This is a genomic window from Amycolatopsis sp. NPDC114505, from assembly GCF_055633615.1.
This window is the reverse complement of record NZ_JBVKDV010000003.1, coordinates 522,940-542,793: the sequence shown is the minus strand read 5'-3', so window position 1 is coordinate 542,793 and position 19,854 is coordinate 522,940. Positions and strand designations below refer to the sequence as shown.

20 protein-coding genes and 1 pseudogene are annotated in these 19,854 nt (G+C 71.3%); 8 read left to right on the top strand and 13 right to left on the bottom strand.

The features are described from left to right. Window positions 1–10: 10 nt before the first annotated feature. Window positions 11–3,136, top strand: a complete 3,126-nt coding sequence (locus tag ACZ7OU_RS31710; protein ID WP_470258022.1) for a GH92 family glycosyl hydrolase — start codon at window positions 11–13, stop codon at window positions 3,134–3,136. Then, a pseudogene (locus ACZ7OU_RS31705) lies at window positions 3,133–4,930 on the top strand (FUSC family protein). Before ACZ7OU_RS31710 ends, ACZ7OU_RS31705 begins: the two are co-directional and overlap by 4 nt. Before the next feature lie 51 nt (window positions 4,931–4,981). Here ACZ7OU_RS31705 and ACZ7OU_RS31700 read toward each other — a convergent pair. The 4 genes from ACZ7OU_RS31700 to ACZ7OU_RS31685 form a co-directional block, all read right to left on the bottom strand. After that, the gene (locus tag ACZ7OU_RS31700; RefSeq protein ID WP_470244108.1) at window positions 4,982–5,611 is read right to left on the bottom strand and encodes a DUF4360 domain-containing protein; all 630 of its coding nucleotides are present in this window, start codon (window positions 5,609–5,611) and stop codon (window positions 4,982–4,984) included. A 242-nt stretch (window positions 5,612–5,853) separates the two neighbouring features. Further along, a complete protein-coding gene (locus ACZ7OU_RS31695) occupies window positions 5,854–6,708 on the bottom strand; it encodes a TIGR03560 family F420-dependent LLM class oxidoreductase (protein WP_470258021.1) in 855 nt (284 codons plus the stop codon). 2 nt (window positions 6,709–6,710) lie between these two features. Next, complete coding sequence (locus ACZ7OU_RS31690; protein ID WP_470258020.1) at window positions 6,711–7,076, bottom strand: VOC family protein; 366 nt, start codon at window positions 7,074–7,076, stop codon at window positions 6,711–6,713. Beyond that, complete coding sequence (locus ACZ7OU_RS31685; protein WP_470258019.1) at window positions 7,073–7,477, bottom strand: nuclear transport factor 2 family protein; 405 nt, start codon at window positions 7,475–7,477, stop codon at window positions 7,073–7,075. Before ACZ7OU_RS31685 ends, ACZ7OU_RS31690 begins: the two co-directional genes overlap by 4 nt. Window positions 7,478–7,575: 98 nt before the next feature. Here ACZ7OU_RS31685 and ACZ7OU_RS31680 point away from each other — a divergent pair, with 98 nt between their 5' ends. Together ACZ7OU_RS31680 and ACZ7OU_RS31675 are read left to right on the top strand one after the other, a co-directional pair. After that, on the top strand, window positions 7,576–8,007 hold the full coding sequence (locus tag ACZ7OU_RS31680; protein WP_470244104.1) for a MarR family winged helix-turn-helix transcriptional regulator: 432 nt from the start codon (window positions 7,576–7,578) through the stop codon (window positions 8,005–8,007). Window positions 8,008–8,105: 98 nt separating this feature from the next. Continuing rightward, window positions 8,106–9,086 (top strand): malate dehydrogenase, encoded by a 981-nt coding sequence (locus ACZ7OU_RS31675; protein ID WP_470258018.1) that lies wholly within the window; start codon window positions 8,106–8,108, stop codon window positions 9,084–9,086. 52 nt (window positions 9,087–9,138) lie between these two features. On the opposite strand, the gene ACZ7OU_RS31670 is transcribed toward ACZ7OU_RS31675, so the two are convergent. The 3 genes from ACZ7OU_RS31670 to ACZ7OU_RS31660 are packed head-to-tail and all read right to left on the bottom strand — an operon-like array spanning window position 9,139 to window position 10,528. After that, a complete protein-coding gene (locus tag ACZ7OU_RS31670; protein WP_470244102.1) occupies window positions 9,139–9,717 on the bottom strand; it encodes a dihydrofolate reductase family protein in 579 nt (192 codons plus the stop codon). Next, on the bottom strand, window positions 9,714–10,184 hold the full coding sequence (locus ACZ7OU_RS31665; RefSeq protein ID WP_470244101.1) for an SRPBCC family protein: 471 nt from the start codon (window positions 10,182–10,184) through the stop codon (window positions 9,714–9,716). Before ACZ7OU_RS31665 ends, ACZ7OU_RS31670 begins: the two co-directional genes overlap by 4 nt. 2 nt (window positions 10,185–10,186) lie before the next feature. Then, complete coding sequence (locus tag ACZ7OU_RS31660; protein WP_470244100.1) at window positions 10,187–10,528, bottom strand: ArsR/SmtB family transcription factor; 342 nt, start codon at window positions 10,526–10,528, stop codon at window positions 10,187–10,189. Between the two features lie 126 nt (window positions 10,529–10,654). On the opposite strand from ACZ7OU_RS31660, the gene ACZ7OU_RS31655 reads away from it, so the two are divergent. Then, window positions 10,655–11,239 (top strand): ClpP family protease, encoded by a 585-nt coding sequence (locus tag ACZ7OU_RS31655; RefSeq protein WP_470244099.1) that lies wholly within the window; start codon window positions 10,655–10,657, stop codon window positions 11,237–11,239. Between the two features lie 109 nt (window positions 11,240–11,348). On the opposite strand, the gene ACZ7OU_RS31650 is transcribed toward ACZ7OU_RS31655, so the two are convergent. The 4 genes from ACZ7OU_RS31650 to ACZ7OU_RS31635 form a co-directional block, all read right to left on the bottom strand. After that, window positions 11,349–13,403 carry a M3 family metallopeptidase gene (locus ACZ7OU_RS31650; protein WP_470258017.1) on the bottom strand — a complete coding sequence of 685 codons (2,055 nt, stop codon included), beginning with the start codon at window positions 13,401–13,403 and terminating at the stop codon, window positions 11,349–11,351. Window positions 13,404–13,497: 94 nt separating this feature from the next. Then, window positions 13,498–14,205, bottom strand: coding sequence for a histidine phosphatase family protein (locus tag ACZ7OU_RS31645; protein WP_470244097.1), 708 nt, complete (start codon window positions 14,203–14,205; stop codon window positions 13,498–13,500). 49 nt (window positions 14,206–14,254) lie between these two features. Continuing rightward, the gene (locus tag ACZ7OU_RS31640; RefSeq protein WP_470244096.1) at window positions 14,255–15,097 is read right to left on the bottom strand and encodes an undecaprenyl-diphosphate phosphatase; all 843 of its coding nucleotides are present in this window, start codon (window positions 15,095–15,097) and stop codon (window positions 14,255–14,257) included. Window position 15,098: 1 nt separating this feature from the next. Beyond that, window positions 15,099–16,136, bottom strand: a complete 1,038-nt coding sequence (locus ACZ7OU_RS31635) for an LLM class F420-dependent oxidoreductase (protein WP_470258016.1) — start codon at window positions 16,134–16,136, stop codon at window positions 15,099–15,101. A gap of 87 nt (window positions 16,137–16,223) precedes the next feature. Here ACZ7OU_RS31635 and ACZ7OU_RS31630 point away from each other — a divergent pair, with 87 nt between their 5' ends. The 3 genes from ACZ7OU_RS31630 to ACZ7OU_RS31620 all read left to right on the top strand — a co-directional run bounded on the left by ACZ7OU_RS31630 (window position 16,224) and on the right by ACZ7OU_RS31620 (window position 18,512). Continuing rightward, a complete protein-coding gene (locus ACZ7OU_RS31630; protein WP_470244094.1) occupies window positions 16,224–17,192 on the top strand; it encodes an aldo/keto reductase in 969 nt (322 codons plus the stop codon). A gap of 91 nt (window positions 17,193–17,283) precedes the next feature. After that, entirely contained in the window at window positions 17,284–18,291 is a 1,008-nt protein-coding gene (locus ACZ7OU_RS31625) for a YncE family protein (protein WP_470258015.1), read from the top strand. After that, the gene (locus tag ACZ7OU_RS31620; protein WP_285478272.1) at window positions 18,288–18,512 is read left to right on the top strand and encodes a DUF5703 family protein; all 225 of its coding nucleotides are present in this window, start codon (window positions 18,288–18,290) and stop codon (window positions 18,510–18,512) included. Before ACZ7OU_RS31625 ends, ACZ7OU_RS31620 begins: the two co-directional genes overlap by 4 nt. On the opposite strand, the gene ACZ7OU_RS31615 is transcribed toward ACZ7OU_RS31620, so the two are convergent. Both ACZ7OU_RS31615 and ACZ7OU_RS31610 read right to left on the bottom strand, forming a co-directional pair. Then, window positions 18,509–19,255 carry an SRPBCC family protein gene (locus ACZ7OU_RS31615; protein WP_470258014.1) on the bottom strand — a complete coding sequence of 249 codons (747 nt, stop codon included), beginning with the start codon at window positions 19,253–19,255 and terminating at the stop codon, window positions 18,509–18,511. The genes ACZ7OU_RS31620 and ACZ7OU_RS31615 overlap by 4 nt on opposite strands. Next, entirely contained in the window at window positions 19,245–19,841 is a 597-nt protein-coding gene (locus ACZ7OU_RS31610) for an ArsR/SmtB family transcription factor (RefSeq protein WP_470258013.1), read from the bottom strand. The genes ACZ7OU_RS31615 and ACZ7OU_RS31610 overlap by 11 nt, the downstream gene beginning before the upstream one ends. Window positions 19,842–19,854 lie beyond the last annotated feature (13 nt).

The following is a 19,854-nucleotide window of genomic DNA, read 5'->3' as shown; positions in this document are numbered from 1 at the left end:
CGGTGTGCGCATGCCCGAGGCCGTGTTCTGCTCGTCGTTCGAAACCGGTGATCCGCAGCCGGTGGACCCCGCCTTGACGGTCGACAGCGGCCCGGACCGCTCCCCCACGGCCAAGACCGGCGTCGGCTTCACCGGGGCCAAGGCCCTGCGCTACACCGCCCGCCCGCGCAGCGTCCTGTTCGAACCGGACGTCCCGGTCACCGGGGACCTCGAGCTGTCCTATGTGGTCTTCCCCCAGTCCGACGGCGAGATCCCGGCCTACCACGCCACCCGGGTCAGCCTCGACGTCGAGTTCGCCGACGGCACCAGCGCCGGGTTCGAGCCGGTGGACGACAAGACGCTGTGGGTGGACCAGTGGAACCTCGTCCGCCGCCCGCTCGGGGCGTTCACCGGACGCCGGATCAGCCGGATCGTGCTGCGCACCGCGTCCCCCGAGGGCGAGATCACCGGCTGGATCGACGACGTCCGCCTCGCCGAACGGCCCCAGCCGCCCCGGGACCCGGTCGACTTCGTCCGCACGACCCGCGGCTCGCACTCCAGCGGCGACTACTCCCGCGGCAACAACTTCCCCGCGACCGCGGTGCCGCACGGGTTCAACTTCTGGACCCCGGTCACCGACGCCGGCGTCACCAACTGGATCTACTCCTACCACCGCCACAACGACGCGGAGAACCGCCCGGCGCTGCAGGCGCTGGCCCTGAGCCACCAGCCGAGCCCGTGGATGGGCGACCGGCACACCTTCCACGTCATGCCCGGCACCGGCCCGGTCGAGCCGAACCGCCGCAAGCGCGCGGTGGCCTTCTCCCACGACGACGAGACCGACTCGCCGCACCACTACGGCGTCCGGTTCGCCAACGGCATGACCGCCGACGTCGCGCCGACGTCCCACGCGGCGATCCTGCGGTTCACCTTCCCCGACAAGCACGGCTGGCTGCTGTTCGACAACGTCGCCAACCGCGGCCGCCTCCGGCTCAACGCCGACACCGGCGTGATCTCGGGGTACACGACGGTCCGCAGCCGCCTGTCCGCCGGCGCGCGCCGGATGTTCTTCTACGGGGTGACGGACGCGCCCGCCACGCGCGGTGCCAAGGTCCGCTTCCCGCCGTGGCGGCGGGTGTCGGGCTACTTCGAGTTCGACGGTCCCGACGCGACGCTGCGGATCGCGACGTCGCTGATCAGCCTCGCGCAGGCCAAGCACAACCTCGAGCTGGAGATCCCCGCCGGGACGACGTTCGAGCAGGTCCGCGACCAGGCCCGCGCCCTCTGGCAGGAGCGGCTCGGCCGCGTCGAGGTCGAAGGCGCCACCGAGGACCAGCGGACCACGCTGTACTCCAACCTCTACCGGCTGTTCCTGTACCCGAACGTCGCGCACGAGAACACCCCGAAGGGCATCCGGCACGCGAGCCCGGTGGTGCGGCGGTGGTGGCCGGGCACCCGCCGGCGCACCGGCGCGAAGGTCGTCGACGGGGAGATGTACGTCAACAACGGCTTCTGGGACACCTACCGCACCACCTGGCCCGCGTACGCGCTGCTCACCCCGGAGCACTGCGGCCGGATGGTCGACGGGTTCGTCCAGCAGTACCGCGAAGGCGGCTGGATCTCCCGCTGGTCCTCGCCCGGCTACGCGGACCTGATGACCGGCACCAGCTCCGACGTCGCCTTCGCCGACGCCTACCTCAAGGGCGTCCGCAACTTCGACGTCGAGGCCGCCTACGACGCGGCCCTCAAGAACGCCACCGTCACCCCGCCGCACCGCGCGGTCGGCCGCAAGGGCCTCGACCGGTCGATCTTCCTGGGCTACACCCCGACGTCGGTCCACGAAGGACTGTCCTGGGCGCTCGAAGGCTGCATCAACGACTTCGGCCTCGTCAACCTCTCGGACGCCCTCGCCCGCGAAAGCGACGGCACCCGGGCCCGGATGTACGCCGACTACGCCGCCTACTTCCGCGAGCGCGCGAAGCACTACGTCCACCACTTCGACCCGAAGATCGGCTTCTTCCAGGGCCGCAACCGCGACGGCAGCCGCAAGTTCGCCCCCGAGGGCTACGACCCGGCCGCCTGGGGCGGCGACTTCGTCGAGACCAACGCGTGGAACACCGCCTTCACCGCACCCCACGACGGCCCCGGTCTCGCGGCGCTGCACGGCGGCAACGAAGGCCTCGAAGCCAAGCTCGACGAGTTCTTCGCGACTCCGGAGACCGGCCGCCGGCCGGGCGCGTACGGCGGCCTGATCCACGAGATGACCGAAGCCCGCGACGTCCGCATGGGCCAGTACGGCCACTCCAACCAGCCCTCGCACCACATCCCGTACGTCTACAACCTCGCCGGCGCGCCCGCGAAGGCCCAGCGCGTCGTGCGCGAGGTCCTCCGGCGGCTCTACCTCGGCAGCGAGCTCGGCCAGGGCTACCCCGGCGACGAGGACAACGGCGAGATGTCCGCGTGGTGGGTGTTCAGCGCGCTGGGCTTCTACCCCCTGGCCGTCGGGAGCCCGCGTTATGCGATCGGCTCGCCGTTGTTCGAGAAGGCGACCGTCCACCTGGGCGAAGGCAAGACCCTCGTCGTCCGCGCGCCCGGCAACACCGACGAGACGGTCTACGTCCGCGGCCTCACCGTCGACGGCGAACCGCACGACGCCACGACCATCGCCCACGCCACCCTCGCCGGCGGCGCCGAGCTGGTCTTCGACCTCACGACCGAACCCACCGCGTGGGGCGCCCCGCCGCCGCCCGCCGAGCAGCCGGACCCCGTCTCCGACCTCACCGGCACCGCCACCAGCGAAGACGCCAAGAACGTCGCCGCGCTCTTCGACGACACCACCCGCACCGACGTCACCTTCCGCAGTGCCACCCCGGCGATCGAGTTCACCGTCACCGGCGAGCCCCGCGAGGTCACGATGTACACGCTCACCTCCGGCAACCGCGGCGGAGACCCGAAGTCCTGGGTCCTGGAAGGCTCGGACGACGGCACGGAGTGGACCACCCTGGACGAACGCCAGGACGAGCTGTTCCGCTGGCGCCGCCAGACCCGGCCCTTCGCGCTCGCCACCCCGGCCGCGCACCCGCACTACCGGCTGCGGATCACCGCCACCTGCGGCCGCCGCGCCACCCTCGCCCAGTGGGAGCTGCTCGCCCGATGAACCACTTCCGCACCGCCGCCCTCGACCGGCTGGCGGCGGCCGACCCCGGCCTGGTCCGGCTGCGGCTGGCCGGGTCCGCCGTCCTCGGCATCGTCCTCGCCGTGGCCGCGCTGCTGCCCGCGCACCTCCCCCTCACGGTGATGCTGGTCGGCGCCATCGCCGCGATGATGACCGCGTTCACCGTCAACGACCCGACACCCGGCGCCCAGGCCGGCACCCTCGTGCTGGCGTTCCTCACCGGGGCCGCGTCCATCACCGTCGCGAGCCTCGGCTCAGCGCTGCCGCCGAGCCCACCTCGCCGTGGGCGGCAGCGAACGCACCCGCAAGCAGCTGCGCAGCGCGCTCGCCCGCCTCCACGAATGCGTCCTGCTCATCGAGGACGCCGCCCCCGACGTCGTCGACGCCCGCGCCGCCGACCGCCTGCGCCGCCGCGCCATCGAGGTCGAGCTCGCCCTCGAGTGGCTGGTCAGCACCGTCCAGCGCACCTCCTCCGACGAGCTCGCCACCGACGTCCGCGACGACCTCATCGCCCGGCTCGCCCGCTTCCGCGCCCTCATGGAACGCGACCCGCGCGAGCTCCCGCTGATCAGCCAGACCGGCGAGTACAGCCGGATGCTCGTCGAAGGCAGCCGCATCGACGAACACGCCGCCCCCGGCGACGGCGTCCGCAAGGCGCTGGCCGAGCTGGCACTGGCCGACGACCGCGCTCAGCGCGCCGCCGCGCCCGAGTCCACCCCGGACTCCCCCGACGAGGACGACGACGAGCCGACCCCCGCGTTCGCCTACGACAACCGCACCCGCAGCGCCATCCAGGCCGTCGTCGGCGGCGGGCTCGCCGTGCTCGGCGGCGAGCTGGTCTCCCACCAGCGCTGGTACTGGGCCGTCCTCACCGTCTTCGTGGTGTTCATCGGCGCCTCCAGCGCGGGGGCCACCTTCGTCAAGGGCGTCCGCCGCCTCGGCGGCACCCTCATCGGCATCGTCGGCGGTGTCCTGCTCGCCTCCCTGGTCGCCGGCAGCATCCCGGCCACGCTCGCGCTGATCCTGGTGTGCGTGTTCGGGATGGTCTACACCGCCCGCGTCTCCCAGGTCGTGATGGCCTTCTTCATCACCAGCATGCTCGGCCTGCTCTACAGCCTGCTCGGCACGTTCAGCCTCGAAGTGCTCTGGATCCGCGTCGCCGAGACCGCGGTCGGCGCCGTCGCGGGCATCCTCGCCGCCGTCGTCATCGTCCCGGTCCGCACCCGCTCGGTCATGCTCGACGACATCTCCGCCGTGCTCGACGAGCTGGCCGAGTTCCTCGAGCACACCCGCGACCTGCTCGCCGGCGAGGAGAACGTCAACATCATCGAGCTCTCCCGCGACCTCGACCGCGCCGTCGAGCAGGTCCGCACCACCATCGAACCGCTGACCCACCCGGTCAACCTCCGCAGCGCCCGCCGTGACTACGGCTGGCACGTGCTCACCACGCTGGAGACCATCGCCTTCCGCGCCCGTCACGTCGCCGCCCGCGCCCAGCCCGGGCAGCTCGCCGGCGAGAACGCCGAGCGCCTGCGCCGGTTCACCGGCCGCCTGCTGGACAACATCGACGTCCTCCGCAAAGCACTCGACGCGCCGGGTGGCCCCACACCCGGCACGCTCGTGCGCGACGACGGCACCCCGGTGTCCGACCGCGTCGAGCAGGCCGAGACCCGGGCCGTCCTCTCCAGCCTCAGCCACCTCGACGAGGGCCTCGTCTCCCTCGGCCGCGTCTTCGACGTCCAGGCCACCGATCCCCGCGCCCCCGCGAAGAAGTGACCGCCGGGGTGGTGCGGCCCCGACACCGCGCCACCCCAGCTGTTCACGCGATCAGGGACAGGACAACCACGCGAAGTGGTACGTGGTCGTGATGCTGCCGTCGGTCGAGTCCATCGTCACGAAGCTCGTCGTCTTCTTCGGATCCGACGTCCCGGCCGCGGCCCGCAATTCCGTGTTGACGTTCAGATTGCGCTCCTCACCACACGGCTTGAACACGATCGCACCGACCTCGGTCGAATCGGTGAAATGCCAGTCGTCCTCGAACGGACCGGTCAGCGGGTGCTGCATGTAGGCCGTCGGAGAATTGCCCTGGAAATAGTAGTTCGCTCTTTCCAGGCCGGTCGCGCCGCGTTCCAGGTGGGCGAATCCGCGGTAGTCCGCCTGCGCGATTCCGTAGGTGAACCCCTGCGGGACGTGCACCCGCAGGCCGATCTGGCAGTTCTTCCGGGCGTCCAACGGCCCGGCGCCGACCCCGACCAGCGCCGTGTAGGCGCTGTAGGTCACGGTGAACGCCGTGTTGTCCTGCGACACCGCCACCGCGGACGTGCCGGCCGGACAGCCCGTGCCATTGGCGTTCACGACGTCGATGACGATTTTGTCGGGCGGCGGAGGAGTGTTCCACGAATGCGGGGTGACCACAGAGGACAGCGCCATTACGGCAGCAACGACCGCAGACAGCATCGGAATCCTTCCCAATACATTCGAATTGGGTACGGGGGCGTCGACCATGGTAGCGAATCGATCATGGTCCGAAACCCCGCTGAACGGAGCAACACGCAGTAGCCGTCCCGCCACGCGGTATACCGATAATGTCGAGCCGCCATTATCGCGAAAACGAAGGAATTCGACCGGAAAACGATTTCGCGCCCCCGGACCGCCGCCCGCCGTCCGCGATCACCCCGCGACGTCCGGGCTTGATCGTTTCACTTCGCCAGCAGGCCCGCGGCCCGGCCCAGCGTCGCGACCCCCGCCGCCGACCACGGCCCCGCCGTGATCACGACCGCGTGCTCGATGCCCCACTCCGCGAACTCGCCGCACCGCCGCGCGAACGACTCCGCCGACTCACCGGCCGCCAGCCGCGTGCTGATCGTCTTCTCGACCTCCCCGTACGGCCGCCCGGCCTCCTCGCAGTGCCGCGCGAGCACGGACAGCTTGTGCCGCACCGTCTTCCCGCCGTCCGGGATGTCGAACACGTTGCACGCGTCGGCGTACCGCGCCACCAGCCGCAGCGTCTTGCGCTCACCCGCCCCGCCGATCAGCACCCGCGGCCGGCGCACCGGCAGCGGAATCCCGATCGGACGGTCCAGGCGGTAGTGCTCGCCCTCGAACGCCGAGTCGTCCCCGGCCCACATCCGCAGCGCCAGCCGGATGGTCTCCTCCATCCGCTCGAAGCGCTCCCCCACGGGCGGGAAGGGCAGGCCCATCGCCCGCGCCTCGCCGTCGTGGTGCCCGGTGCCGATCCCGAAGCGGGCCCGCCCACCGGAGAGGACGTCCAGCGTCGTGACCGCCTTGATCAGCAGCGCGGGCGGCCGGAACGTCACCGCCGAGACCATCGTGCCCAGCCCGATCCGGCTGGTGCGCGCGGCCAGGAACCCCAGCGTCGTGTACGCCTCGAGCATCGCCGAATCCGGCGTGCTGTGCGGGTCGGCCTGCAGCAGGTGGTCGGCCACCCACAGGGTGTCCAGGCCGGCGTCGTCGGCCGCGACGGCGACACCCGCCAGTTCCTCGGTCGCCCTGTCCGGCCACGAGAAGTCCGTGACCCCGATGCTCAACCGCATGGCTACCCCCTCGTGAGCAGTTCCAGGTTGTGGCCGTCGGGATCCTCGAAGTAGACCCCGCGGCCGCCGTTCAGGTCGTTGACCTCGCCGGCCCGGTCGTGGAACGGGTCGGCCCAGTAGGTGAGGCCGGCCCGCTCGATCCGCGCCAGCGCGGCGTCGAAGTCGTCCTCGCCGACCAGGAACGCGTAGTGCTGGCTCGTCACGCGGTCCACCCGCAGGTAGTCCAGCGTCACGCCGTTCGCCAGCCGGACCGGCACGAACGGCCCGTCGACCGGCCCGGTCCGCAGGCCGAGGATCCCGGCGAGGAACTGCGCCGACTTCTGCCGGTCGGTCACGCACACGATCGTGTGGTTCAGCTCGACGCTCATCGCCCGCTCCCGCCGGGTGCGAACGGCGGCGGGCCGCCGATCGGGCTCAGGTGGATGCCGGCCAGCCGCCAGCGGTCGTCGTCGCGGACCAGCACGTGCGTGGCGCGGAACCGGCCGTCGACCGGGTTGCCCCGGTGCTTCGCGACCTGGTCGTGCACGCCGATCGCGATGGCGGTCGGGCCGAAGTCGCGGACCTCGACCTCGTCCCAGCCGAGCTTTTCGGTGACCAGCCCGCCGCCGTCGTAGCGCGCCAGCCACTGGTCGCGGTCCAGGACGAAGCCGAGCGGGCCGACCAGGCGGAAGCCGTCGGCCACCAGGCCGGCCAGCACTCCGGTGTCGCCACGCTCTTCCGCCGCGGCCCAGACCCGGCCGAACTCGCGGACCTGCTCTTCGGTGCTCATCGCACTTCCCCTTCCGGTTCGATGCGACCAACGTTAGAAGTCTAACCGTTAGATGTCAAACGCTTAGACCTCTCGGCTTCTGCGGTAGGGTCACCCCCGTGCCAGCACCCACCACCACCCCCATCGGCGTCGTCCTCGCCCGCACCGCCAAGACCGCCGGCCGCGCCTTCGACCAGGCCCTCGCCGCCGCCGGCGGCTCCCAGCCCGTCTGGCAGATCCTCATCTCCCTCAAAACCCGACCCGTCGCCAACCAGCGCGAACTCGCCGACGCCGTCGGCATCCAAGGAGCCACCCTCACCCACCACCTCAACGGCATGGAAAGCGCCGGCCTCGTCACCCGCCGCCGCGATCCCGACAACCGTCGAGTCCACCTGGTCACCCTCACCCCCGAAGGCGAACAGCTCTTCCTCCGCCTCGCCTCCGCCGCCATCGCCCACGACGAACGCATGCGGAAAGGCCTGTCCGACACCGAGATCGCCCAGCTCGCCGACCTCCTGCACCGGCTCGCCGGCAACGTCACCGGTACCTGATCGATCCAGCGAGAGTGACTGGACGCACCCGACCCGCCACCACGAGGAGAGATAGGCTCCATGCACTAGCCAAAGTCGTCTCAAGCTGGAGAACCGCAATGACCCAAGCCCCTGTCAACGTGACCGTCACCGGCGCCGCCGGCCAGATCGGCTACGCGCTGCTCTTCCGCATCGCGTCCGGTCAGCTCCTCGGCCAGGACGTCCCGGTGAAGCTGCGGCTCCTCGAGATCCCGCAGGCGGTCAAGGCGGCCGAGGGCACCGCCATGGAGCTCGACGACGGCGCGTTCCCGCTCCTGGCCGGCATCGACATCTTCGACGACCCCAAGCAGGCCTTCGAAGGCACCAACATCGCCCTCCTCGTCGGCGCCCGCCCCCGCAGCAAGGGCATGGAGCGCGGCGACCTCCTCGAGGCCAACGGCGGCATCTTCAAGCCCCAGGGCGAAGCCATCAACGCCGGCGCCGCCTCCGACATCAAGGTCCTCGTGGTCGGCAACCCGGCCAACACCAACGCCCTCATCGCCCAGTCGCACGCCCCCGACGTGCCGGCCGACCGCTTCACCGCGATGACCCGCCTCGACCACAACCGCGCGCTCGCCCAGCTCTCCAAGAAGCTCGGCGTCCCGGTCACCGAGCTCAAGAAGCTCGCCATCTGGGGCAACCACTCCGCCACCCAGTACCCCTCGGTCCAGCACGCCGAGGTCGGCGGCAAGAGCGTCGAGGTCGACCAGGCCTGGCTCGAGAGCGACTTCATCCCGACCGTCGCCAAGCGCGGCGCCGCCATCATCGAGGCCCGCGGCCTGTCCTCCGCCGCGTCGGCCGCCTCCGCCGCCATCGACCACGTGTACACGTGGGTCAACGGCACCGCGGCCGGCGACTGGACCTCCGCCGGCGTCGTCTCCGACGGCTCCTACGGCGTCGCCGAAGGCATCATCTCCTCGTTCCCGGTCACCGCCGAGAACGGCGAGTACAAGATCGTCCAGGGCCTCGAGATCGACGACTTCTCCCGCGCCCGCATCGACGCCTCGGTCGCCGAGCTCGTCGAGGAGCGCGACACCGTGCGCAAGCTCGGCCTCATCTGAGCGTGACCCACGAAGGGGCCACCGTCCAGGAAGGACGGTGGCCCCTTTCGCGTCAGCTGGTCTTCAACGGCCCGGCGACCTTGTACGTGCTGAGCAGCACACCGGACGGCGTCGACGTCGACCCGGCGAACTCGAACGTCTGCCCCGGCGTCCCCTCCGCGAAGAGCCGCTTCCCCGTCCCCACCAGCACCGGGTAGACCACCAGCACGACCTCGTCCGCGAGCCCGTGCTCGAGCAACGCCGACGTCAGCGTCGAACTGCCCGTCAGGACCAGCTCCGGACCGTCCTCCGCCTTGATCCGCCGGACCCCCTCGACCAGGTCCGGCCCGACACCCTCGGCCGGCCCCCACCCCAGATCGTCCCCGCGATGGGTGACGACGTACTTCTTCGCCGCGTTCAGCCGGTCCGCCATCACGTTGCCCGACACCGTCGGCCAGAACCCCGCGAAGATGTCATACGTACTCCGCCCGAGCAGCAGGTCGAACCGCTCACCGTGCGCGGCCAGCATCGCCTCCGCACCGGCGGGCGTCCGGTACGGCCCCGTCCAGTCCGGGTACGGGAAACCGTCCTCGGCGGAGTTCTGGATCACGCCGTCCAGCGACACGTGTTCGATGATCTTGAGAGTTCTCATCCCGCCAGCACCTCGTCCAGTTGGGGCATCGCGGCGCGAAGGCCTTCTTCCATGCCCGGGGTCGTCCGTTCCATCGCTTCGACACTCGAAAACCGCGTGACACTCGTCATCCGCGACCCCGACGGCGTCGCCTCGAAGACGAACGTCATCGACATCGGCATGTCCTCGTCCCCGGCGTTGTCGTCACCGTCGTCCGCCACGAACGAGTCGATCGGGTCCACCGCCGTGAACTTCCACGAGCCACTCCACTTCTCCCCGTCCGGCCCGGTCAGGAAGTACTCCGCCCGGCCACCGACCCGGAAGTCGTGATGCGTGAACGTCGCGGGCGCGGACGGCGGCCCCCAGAAGCGCTCCAGCTGCCGCGGGTCGGCCCACGCCGCCCACAGCCGTTCTCGCGAAACCGGGAAGTCGGCCACCAGCGTCAGCGTGAGCGCTTCCGGATCCTTGGTCACCGAGGTGACGGGCATCGTCAATCCTCTTTCTCTTGCAACAGGTCATCGAGCTGCGCCACCCGCTGACGCCAAACGGACTCGTAGAAATCGAGGAGCTCACCGGCCCGCCGCAGCCGCTCCCGGTCGGTCGCCACCCGCTGCTCGCGGCCCCGCGCGCGCTTCCGGACCAGGCCAGCCCGCTCCAGCACCGCGACATGCTTCTGCACCGCGGCGAAGCTCATCTCGTAGTGCGCGGCGAGCTCGGACACCGACGGCGTCCCGGTGATCGACCGCGCCAGGATGTCGCGGCGCGTGCCGTCGGCCAACGCCCGGAAGAGCTGGTTGAGCGACTCCTCACTCTCTTCCCGAAGTACAACCATGTGGTTGTACGTTAGTCGCCGCCGCCCACCCTGACAAGACCCGGCCCCAGTCCGCTCCCGGCGAACACCACACGCTCACAGCGAAACCACCACCGGCCGCACCCGCCCGCGCCCTACCGTCGGGCCATGACCACACTCGCCGTACCCGACATGCAGGCACCGAGCACCGCACCCGAAGACTCGGTCTACCAACAGCTCCTGCGCGACCGCATCGTCTTCCTCGGCTCCGAGGTCAACGACGAGGTGGCCAACCGGATCATCGCCCAGCTCCTCCTGCTCGCCGCCGACGACCCGGCGAAGGACATCACCTTCTACATCAACTCACCCGGCGGCTCGGTCACCGCCGGCATGGCCATCTACGACACCATGCAGCTCGTCAAACCCGACGTCTCGACCTACGGCCTCGGCTTCGTCGCGTCCATGGGCCAGTTCCTGCTCTCCTCCGGCACCCCCGGAAAGCGCTACCTGCTCCCGAACACGCGGATCGTCATGCACCAGCCCTCGGCCGGCATCGGCGGCGCCGCCGCGGACATCGCCATCCAGGCCGAGGTGTTCGGCAAGATGAAGCGCCGCCTCGCGGAGATCACCGCACGCCAGACCGGCCAGACCGTCGAACGGATCACCACCGACGCCGACCGCGACCGCTGGTTCGACGCCGAGGAAGCGCTCACCTACGGCTTCGTCGACCACATCGTCGGCGGGCCGGCCTGACTCCGTCCGTCTTTGCGGTTGTTCTGGCGTTGCATACGGCACCGCGGGGCAGTTTCTTTCGAAACTGCCCCGCGGTATAGGCCGTTATACAGTTAGAGAAGTGGTGTGCTCAGACCCCGTTGAGGCCGCGGCGCGCCAGGAGCGGGTCGATCTCGGGGTCGCGGCCGCGGAAGGCCCGGAACGCGTCCATGGGGTCGATGCTCCCTCCCCGGCCCAGCAGGGTGCGGCGGAAGTGGTCGCCGTTCTCGCGGGTCAGTCCCCCGCTCTCCCGGAACCACTGGACGGTGTCGGCGTCGAGGACCTCGCTCCAGATGTAGGAGTAGTACCCGGCGCTGTAGCCGCCGCTGAAGACGTGCGCGAAGTACGTCGTGCGGTAGCGCGGCGGGATCGCTTCGACGGCGACGCCGGCCTTGACGAGCGCGTCGGTCTCGAACCGCTGCACCTCTTCGACGCGGTCGTCGACGCCGAGGCGGTGCCAGGCCTGGTCGAGCAGGGACGCCGCCAGGTACTCGGTGGTCGAGAAGCCCTCGCCGTACTGCTGGGCGGCGAGGAGCTTGTCGACCTGCTCCTGGGGCAGCGCCTCCCCCATCTCGTGGTGCTTGGCGTAGTTGGCCAGCACCTCCGGCCACAGCATCCACATCTCGTTGACCTGGGACGGGTATTCGACGAAGTCGCGGGGCACGTTGGTGCCGGAGAACGTCGGGTAGCGGACCGCCGAGACGAGGGCGTGCAGCGCGTGCCCGAACTCGTGGAACGCGGTGACGACCTCGTCGAAGGTGAGCAGCGTCGGCTCCCCCGCCGGCGGCCGGCCGACGTTGAGCACGTTGACCACGACCGTCTTGCGGTCCAGCAGCTCCGACTGGTCGACGAAGGTGTTCATCCACGCGCCGCCGCGCTTGGCGTCGCGGGTGTACAGGTCGAGCAGGTACAGCCCGAGCGGGCTGCCGTCGGCGTCGAACACCTCGAAGGTCCGGACCTCCGGGTGGTACTTCGGGAGGTCGGTCCGCTCGGTGAAGGTGAGCCCGTAGAGCTTGGTGGCGGCGAAGAAGACGCCGTCGAGGTACACGCGGTCGGCCTCGAAGTAGGGCCGCAGGGCCTCGGTGTCGACGTCGAAGCGCTCACGGCGGACCTGGGCGGCGTAGTACGGCCAGTCCGACGGACGCAGCGTCGCGCCGGGGACGTCGGCTTCGAGCAGCTGCTGCAGTTCCGCGGCTTCGGTGCGGGCGTTCGCTACCGCGGCGGGCGCCAGGCGTTCGAGCAGCCCGGCGGCGGCTTCGGCGGTCTTCGCCGTCTCGTCGGCGATGACGTACGCGGCGTGGTTCGGGTACCCGAGCAGCGTGGCCCGTTCCGCCCGCAGGTGCGCGATCTCGGCGACCAGCGCGTTGTTGTCGAACTCGTTGCCGCGGTTGCCGCGCGCCATCGACGCGGCGTGGATCCGCGCGCGGATCTCACGGTCGCGCAGGGTCTCCAGCGGCGAAGCCTGGCTCGTCGGCAGGGTCAGCGGGATGACGTACTTGCCGTCCTCGCCGCGGGCCGCCGCCGCTTCGGCCGCGGTGGCGATCGCGCCGTCGCCGAAGCCGGCCAGCTCGGCGCGGTCTTCGAGCACGACGGCCAGGTCGTTGGTGTCCTTGAGCAGGTTCTGCTGGAACTTCGTCTGCAGCGTGGACAGCTGCCCGTTCAGCTCCCGCAGCCGGGCCTGCTCCGCCTCGCCGAGCCCGGCGCCCGCGCGGCTGAAGTCGAGGTGACGGCGTTCGAGCAGCCGCCGCGACTCCTCGTCCAGGCCGAGCTCGTCCCGCCGAGCGTGGAGCGCGTCGATCCGGGCGAACAGCTTCGGGTTCAGGTGGAGGGCGTCGTGGTGGGCGGCCAGCTTCGGCGCGAACTCGGCCTGGATGGCCTGGATCTCGTCGGTGCTGTTGGAGCCGGACAGGTTGTAGAACACGCTCGCGACGCGGCCCAGCAGCTCGCCGGCGCGTTCGAGGGCCACGACGGTGTTCTCGAACGTCGGCTCGGCGTCCTGCACCGCGATCTGCTCGATCTCCGCCGAATGCTCGGCCAGGCCCGCCTCGAACGCGGGCCGGTAGTGCTCGTCGGCGATCCGGTCGAACGGCGGCAGGGCGTAGGGCAGTTCACTGGGTGCGGCGAACGGGTTGTCCGGCGAAATCATCGGGGCAGGCTCCTGGTGGGGGTACAACACTCGGTCCCGCCACCCTACGTGGTCCACCTGTGCGGATGTCAGCGCTTTCCGGAGGTGGCCAGGCTCACCGGCCGGTGGTACCGCCCACGACGGCGTCGCTGCTCCCAGCGCCCTTTTTGCCCCGCTTCGGCTTGGGTTCGGGGGGCACGATGCCGCTCAGGTCGCTGCTGTGGTCGTTGACCCGCATGACGAACGGCCGGGTCTCGGTGTAGCGCACGACCGAGATCGACGCCGGGTCGACGACGATCCGCTGGAACGCGTCCAGGTGCTGCCCGAGGGCGTCGGCGAGGATGGACTTGATCACATCGCCGTGGCTGCACAGCAGCCAGACGGCGTGGTCGCCGTGCTCGGCGGCGATCCGGCGATCGTGCGCGCGGACGGCGGCGACGGAGCGGGCCTGCATCGCCGCGAGCCCTTCGCCGCCGGGGAAGACCGCGGCCGAGGCGTGCGCCTGCACGACCCGCCACAGGGGTTCCTTGGCCAGGTGCTTGAGCTCCTTGCCGGTCCAGTCCCCGTAGTCCACTTCGGACAGCCCGGGTTCGACGGTCTTGCCGAGCCCGCGCGCGGTGGCGAGGGGGCCGACGGTCTGCTTGCACCGCAGCATGGGCGACACGACCAGCTCGGCCAGCGGCACGCCGTCGAGGCGCTCCACCAGTTTCTCCGCCTGGGCACGGCCGGTGTCGTCGAGGTTGACCTTCGGGGAACGCCCGGCCAGGACACCGGAGCCGTTGGCCGTCGATTTGCCGTGCCTGAGCAGAATGACCGTACTCACGGGACCCACCCTACGTGGGGACCGATCAAGCGGTCCCCACGCGGGCGGCTCAGTGGCTGACGGGACCCGCGTTCGGGTCCAGCGCCCCGGTGAAGATCAGCACGAACAGCAGCACGCCCAGCACCAGCCGGTAGATCACGAACGGCACGAAGCTGCGCTTCTTGATGTAGGCCATCAGCCACGCGATCACCGCGTAGCCGACGCCGAACGCCACCAGCGTCGCCAGGATCGTCGGGCCCCACTGGGCCGGCACGCCGCCCGAGCCGATGTCCTTGAGCTTGTACACCCCCGACCCGAACACCGCCGGCAGCGCCAGCAGGAACGAGTACTCCGCCGCCTCGGAACGCGTGTAGCCCAGCAGCAGGCCCGCGCTCGTCGTCCCGCCCGAGCGGGAGACGCCCGGGATCAGCGCCAGCGCCTGGGCGAAGCCGAAGCCCAGCCCGTGCGGCACGGTCAGGTGCTCCAGCGTCCGCTCCTGCTTCCCGACCCGGTCGGCGTAGAGCAGGATCAGGCCGAACACGATGAGCACGGTCGCGGTGATCCGCAGGTCGCGGAACGCGCTGTCGATCTGGTCCTGCAGCAGCAGCCCGAGCACCACGATCGGCAGCGAGCCGATGATGATCAGCCAGCCCAGCCGGGCGTCCGGGTCGCGGCGCCAGTCCGGCTTGTACAGCGAGAAGAACCAGGCCTGCAGGATGCGGCCGATCTTCTTGCCGAAGTAGATGATCACCGCGAGCTCGGTGCCGATCTGGGTGACCGCGGTGAACGCCGCGCCCGGGTCGTCCCAGCCGACGAGCGCCGCGACAATCCGCAGGTGCGCGCTCGAAGAGATCGGGAGGAACTCCGTCAGGCCCTGGACCAGGCCCAGGACGAGTGCTTCGAACCAGCCCACGTCAGGCCACCCCCGCCTTCTCCAGCGCCTCGACGGCGGTGGTCAGCGCGGCCCCGGCGTCCGGGGTGTACGGCGACACCGACAGGGTGGTCACGCCGGCCTCGGCGTATTCGGTCATCTTCTCCGCTATCCGTTCCTTCGGGCCCAGCAGCGACGTCGCGTCGAGGAACGCCAGCGGCACCGCCGCCATCGCCCCCGCCCGGTCGCCCGCCAGGTACTTCTCCTGCACTTCGGCGGCTTCGGCTTCGAAGCCCATCCGGCACGCCAGCCGGTTGTAGAAGTTCTTCTCCTTGCTGCCCATCCCGCCGAGGTAGAGCGCCGCATAGGCACGCACGGCGTCCGCGCACGCCTTCCAGTCGTCGCCGGGCACCAGCGGCACGCTCGGGGCGACGTCGAAACCGTCCAGCGTGCGGCCGGCCCGCTCGGCACCGGCCCGCAGCTGCGCCAGCTGCTCCCCCGCGTGCGCCGGCGAGAAGAACACCGGCAGCCAGCCGTCGGCGATCTCCCCGGTCAGCTCGAGGTTCTTCGGGCCGATCGCGGCCAGGTACAGCGGGATGTGCTTGCGGGCCGGCCGGACGGTCAGCCGCAGCGCCTTGCCGGGCCCGTCCGGCAGGGGCAGCGTGAAGTGCTCGCCCTCGAACCGCACCCGCTCCCGCCGCAACGCCGAGCGCACGATCGAGGCGTACTCCCGGGTGCGGCCCAGCGGGGAGCCGAACCGCACGCCGTGCCAGCCCTCGGACACCTGCGGGCCGGACACGCCCAGCCCCAGCCGGAAGCGGCCGCCCGAGAGCGTGTCGAGGGTCGCGGCCGTCATCGCGGTCATCGCCGGGGTCCGGGCCGGGATCTGCAGCACGGCGGCACCGACGTCGATCCGCGTCGTGTGGGCCGCGATCCAGGTCAGCACCGTGACGGCGTCCGAGCCGTACGCCTCCGCGGCCCACACGACGGCGTAGCCGAGGTCGTCCGCCTGTTTCGCCAGGGCCAGGTTCGAGGGGTCGTTCCCCGCTCCCCAGTAGCCGAAATTCAGTCCGAGTCGCACGGGGCCAGACCCTAACGGGGCCCCTTGTGGGCGACACGACTCACCTTGGTCAGGTTCGGGAGGGGCCGCCCACTAGGCTCGGCGGTCGTGGAAAAGCGACTGCTCGGCCGCTCGGGACTGCGCGTCTCGCGGATGGCGCTCGGCACCATGACCTGGGGTGGCGACACCGACGCGGAAGAGGCCGCCAGCCAGCTGGTCGCCTTCGTGGACGCCGGCGGCACCCTGGTGGACACGGCCGACATCTACGGCGAGGGCGAGAGCGAGCGGGTCCTCGGCTCGCTGCTCGGCGACCTCGTGCCCCGCGACGACATCGTCCTCGCGACGAAGGCGGTCGCCCGGCGCGACGACGGCCCGTTCGGCGGCGGCGCCTCGCGCGGTGCCCTGCTCACCGCGCTCGACGGCTCGCTCAAGCGGCTCGGCACCGACCACGTCGACCTGTGGCAGCTGCACGCCTGGGACACCTGCGTGCCGATCGCGGAAACCCTCGCCGCCCTCGAGTACGCCGTGACCAGCGGCAAAGCCCGGTACGTCGGCGTCTCGAACTACGCGGGCTGGCAGCTCGCGACGGCCGCCGCCGGCGCCGCGGCGGTCGCCCCGATCGTCTCCACCCAGGTCGAGTACTCGCTGCTGGAACGCGGGGTGGACCGCGAGGTCGTCCCGGCCGCCGAGCACCACGGCGTCGGGCTGCTCCCCTGGGCGCCCCTGGGCCGCGGCGTGCTGACCGGCAAGTACCGCACCGGCACGCCCGCCGACTCGCGCGGCGCGAACAGCGCGTACGCCGGCTACGTCGAACACCACCGCACCGACCGGGCCGCCCGGATCGTGCAGGCGGTGGCCACCGCGGCCGACGGGCTGGGCACGTCGCCGCTGGTCGTGGCGCTCGCCTGGGTCCGCGACCGGCCCGGCGTCGTGGCCCCGGTCGTCGGGGCGCGGGACACCGGTCAGCTCACCGGCTCACTGACGGCGGAGGAGATCACCCTCCCGCCGGCCATCCGCTCCGCGCTCGACGACGTCAGCGCGATCGAGGCCGGTTACCCGGAGCGCTGGCCGCGCTAGGTGTCTGTTGGGTGACATGCACGTGACGGCAGAACGATCGTGGAGGATGCTGGTGAACACCGCCCGTCGAGGGACACCTGGAGGCAGCAACGTGCGTCGGTTCGCCGCCGTGTCGTGGATCGCGATCCCGCTCGCCGGTGTCCTGGTGCTCTCGGGCTGCTCGTCGGCCAAGTCCGACAGCGACGACCTGCAGATCGTCGCGGACCCCGTGGCGGCGAAGCCGGCGGTCTCCCCCGCCGTGACCGTGAAGCCCGCCGGTCAGGTGCTCGCCACCGGGTCGGTGTCGGCCGTCGCCGTCGCCCAGGGGACCCTCGTCGTCGCGCTCGCTGAGCCGCCGTCTTTGCGGCTCTACGATCTGAACGCGCTCGCGTCACCCCCGGTGAATATGCCGTTATACGGCAAGGCGGAGAAGCTTTCCGTGGCGCCGGGGCGGGTCGAGATCGCCGAGCCGGCCCAGGGTGTGGTGCAGCAGCTGACGTTGCCGGACCGGAAGCTCACCGAGACGAAGACGGGCGGGCAGCCGGCGTCGAGCATCGCCTACGGCGCCGACCGGCTGGTCGCGATGGGGACGGCGAAGGACATCCAGCTCCTGCCGGCGAGCGGTCCGGCGCGGACGATCGGCGGGCAGCTCTACAGCGCCGACGACGTCGTCGACGCCGGGACGGGTGTCGTGGTGCTGGACCGGCTGCGCACGGCCGTGTTCTCGGTCGACGTCGCCGCCGGGAAGGTCAACGAGGGCCTGCGCGCGGGTGACGGCGCGGCCAACGCCGTGGCGGACTCCTACGGGCGGGTGCTGGTGACGGACGCGCGGGCGGGCGCGCTGATCGCGTTCTCGGCTTCGCCGCTCATCATGCGGCAGCGCTACCCGGTGCCCGGGGGCGTGTACGGGATCGCCTACGACGCCCGGCGGAGCCTGGCGTGGGTGACGCTGACCGGACGCAACGAGGTCGTCGGGTTCGACGTCCGCGGCGGCGAGCCCGTCGAGAAGTACCGCTTCCCCACCGTGCGCCAGCCGGACTCGGTCGGGGTGGACGAAACCAGCGGCCGGGTGATCATCGGCTCGGCCGCCGGAGAAGGGACCCAGGTGATCCAGCCATGACGACGGTCAGCGAGGCGGTGGTCGAAGGGGATTGGGAGTATCGCCGCCTGCACCTCCCCCCGGGCGTGTCCCGGCGTGCGGCGGCGATCCAGCTCTCCATCCACGCGGAGTTCGCGGGCTGGGAACTGCGGAACGTGCGGCTCTACGCCGACGGCACGCGCCGCGTCTGGCTACGCCGCAAGAAGACCGCGGAGAGCCTCCCCGGCGCGCTGCCGACCTAGCCGAACACGCGGCTCAGCCAGTCGCTCCAGGCCTTTTCCTCGACTTCGGCGTCCGCGCCGGGGGTGAAGACGTGGTGCGACGCGACCATCGGGCCGTGGAAGCCGCGCAGGAAGCGGATCATCGCGTCCGCCGTGCGGATGCCCGCGGTCTGGTCGTTCGCCGCGTAGACCACCCCTTCCTGAGCGGGCCGGCCGTCGAGCGAGATCCGGACGTGGTCGCCCTCGGCGGGTCGCGCCGAGAGACCGAGCGCGGCGCCGAGCCGGGCCCACGCGGCGGGCCAGTCCCCCACCGGCGGGCCGAACGCGGTGACCGGCACCGCGGTCCGGCCGGTGAAGTGCGTGACGTACTCGACCAGGGTGCGGAAGAACATCGCGCCCCCGGTGGTCATCGCCTCGAACTCGTCCTCCCAGTCGTCGCCGGGCAGGAACCCGCTCGTGACGCAGCGGACCACCGTGCTGCCGCCGTCGCGGCCCTCGACGAGGAACTCGTAGCCGATCTTCCGCCCGTCCGGCGCGGGGTCGCTGCCGTAGACGAGCTTCTCGAGCGGCTCCCACTCCTGGATCCGGTACTCGGGCTCGTACCCGCCGAAGGCACCGCGGACGACGCCGCCGGTGCCGCCCTCGACCTCGTTGCGGCCCATGAACCACGAGTCGATGCCCGGCCCGGTGGCGATGGCCGCCCACACCTGCTCCGGCGTCGCGTCGACCTCGGCGAGGTCGGTCAGCTCGAACTCATGCCCCACGGGACTCCTCCGGGATGCTCGGGTGGACGGCGACGACCACCCGGTGCGGGCGGCCTTTCTCGGCCGCCTCGTCGTGGTACTTGCCGACCAGGGTCGTGACGGCGGTAGCGAGCTCCTCGGCGAACGCGGCGCGGTCGGCCGCGGAGGCGAACCGGACCTCGCCGTCGATCGCGAAGGTCGCGACCCGCTGCTTCGCCTTCTCCCCACCGGTGACCAGCTGGCCGACGTCGCGCACGAGCCGGCCGGCGACGGCGAGCAGCCAGCGGGCCGACAGCCGGTCCGGGGACTGGGCCGGGTCGGGCTGGACGGCGGCCAGCGCGGCCGGCGAGATGACGTACGACGCCGCCGTCGCGCGCATCATCCGCTCGGTGACGTTGCCCTTCCGCCGCTCCTCGACCAGCTCCACCAGGCCGTGCGCTTCGAGCGTCCGCAGGTGGTAGTTGACCTTCTGGCGCGGGAGGCCGACCCGCGCGGCCAGCATGGTCGCCGACGCCGGCTCGGCCAGTTCGGCCAGCAGCCGGGCGCGGACCGGGTCCAGGGACACCTCGGCCGCCGACGCGTCTTCGATCACCGCCACGGAGAACATGCGTCCAGCATCG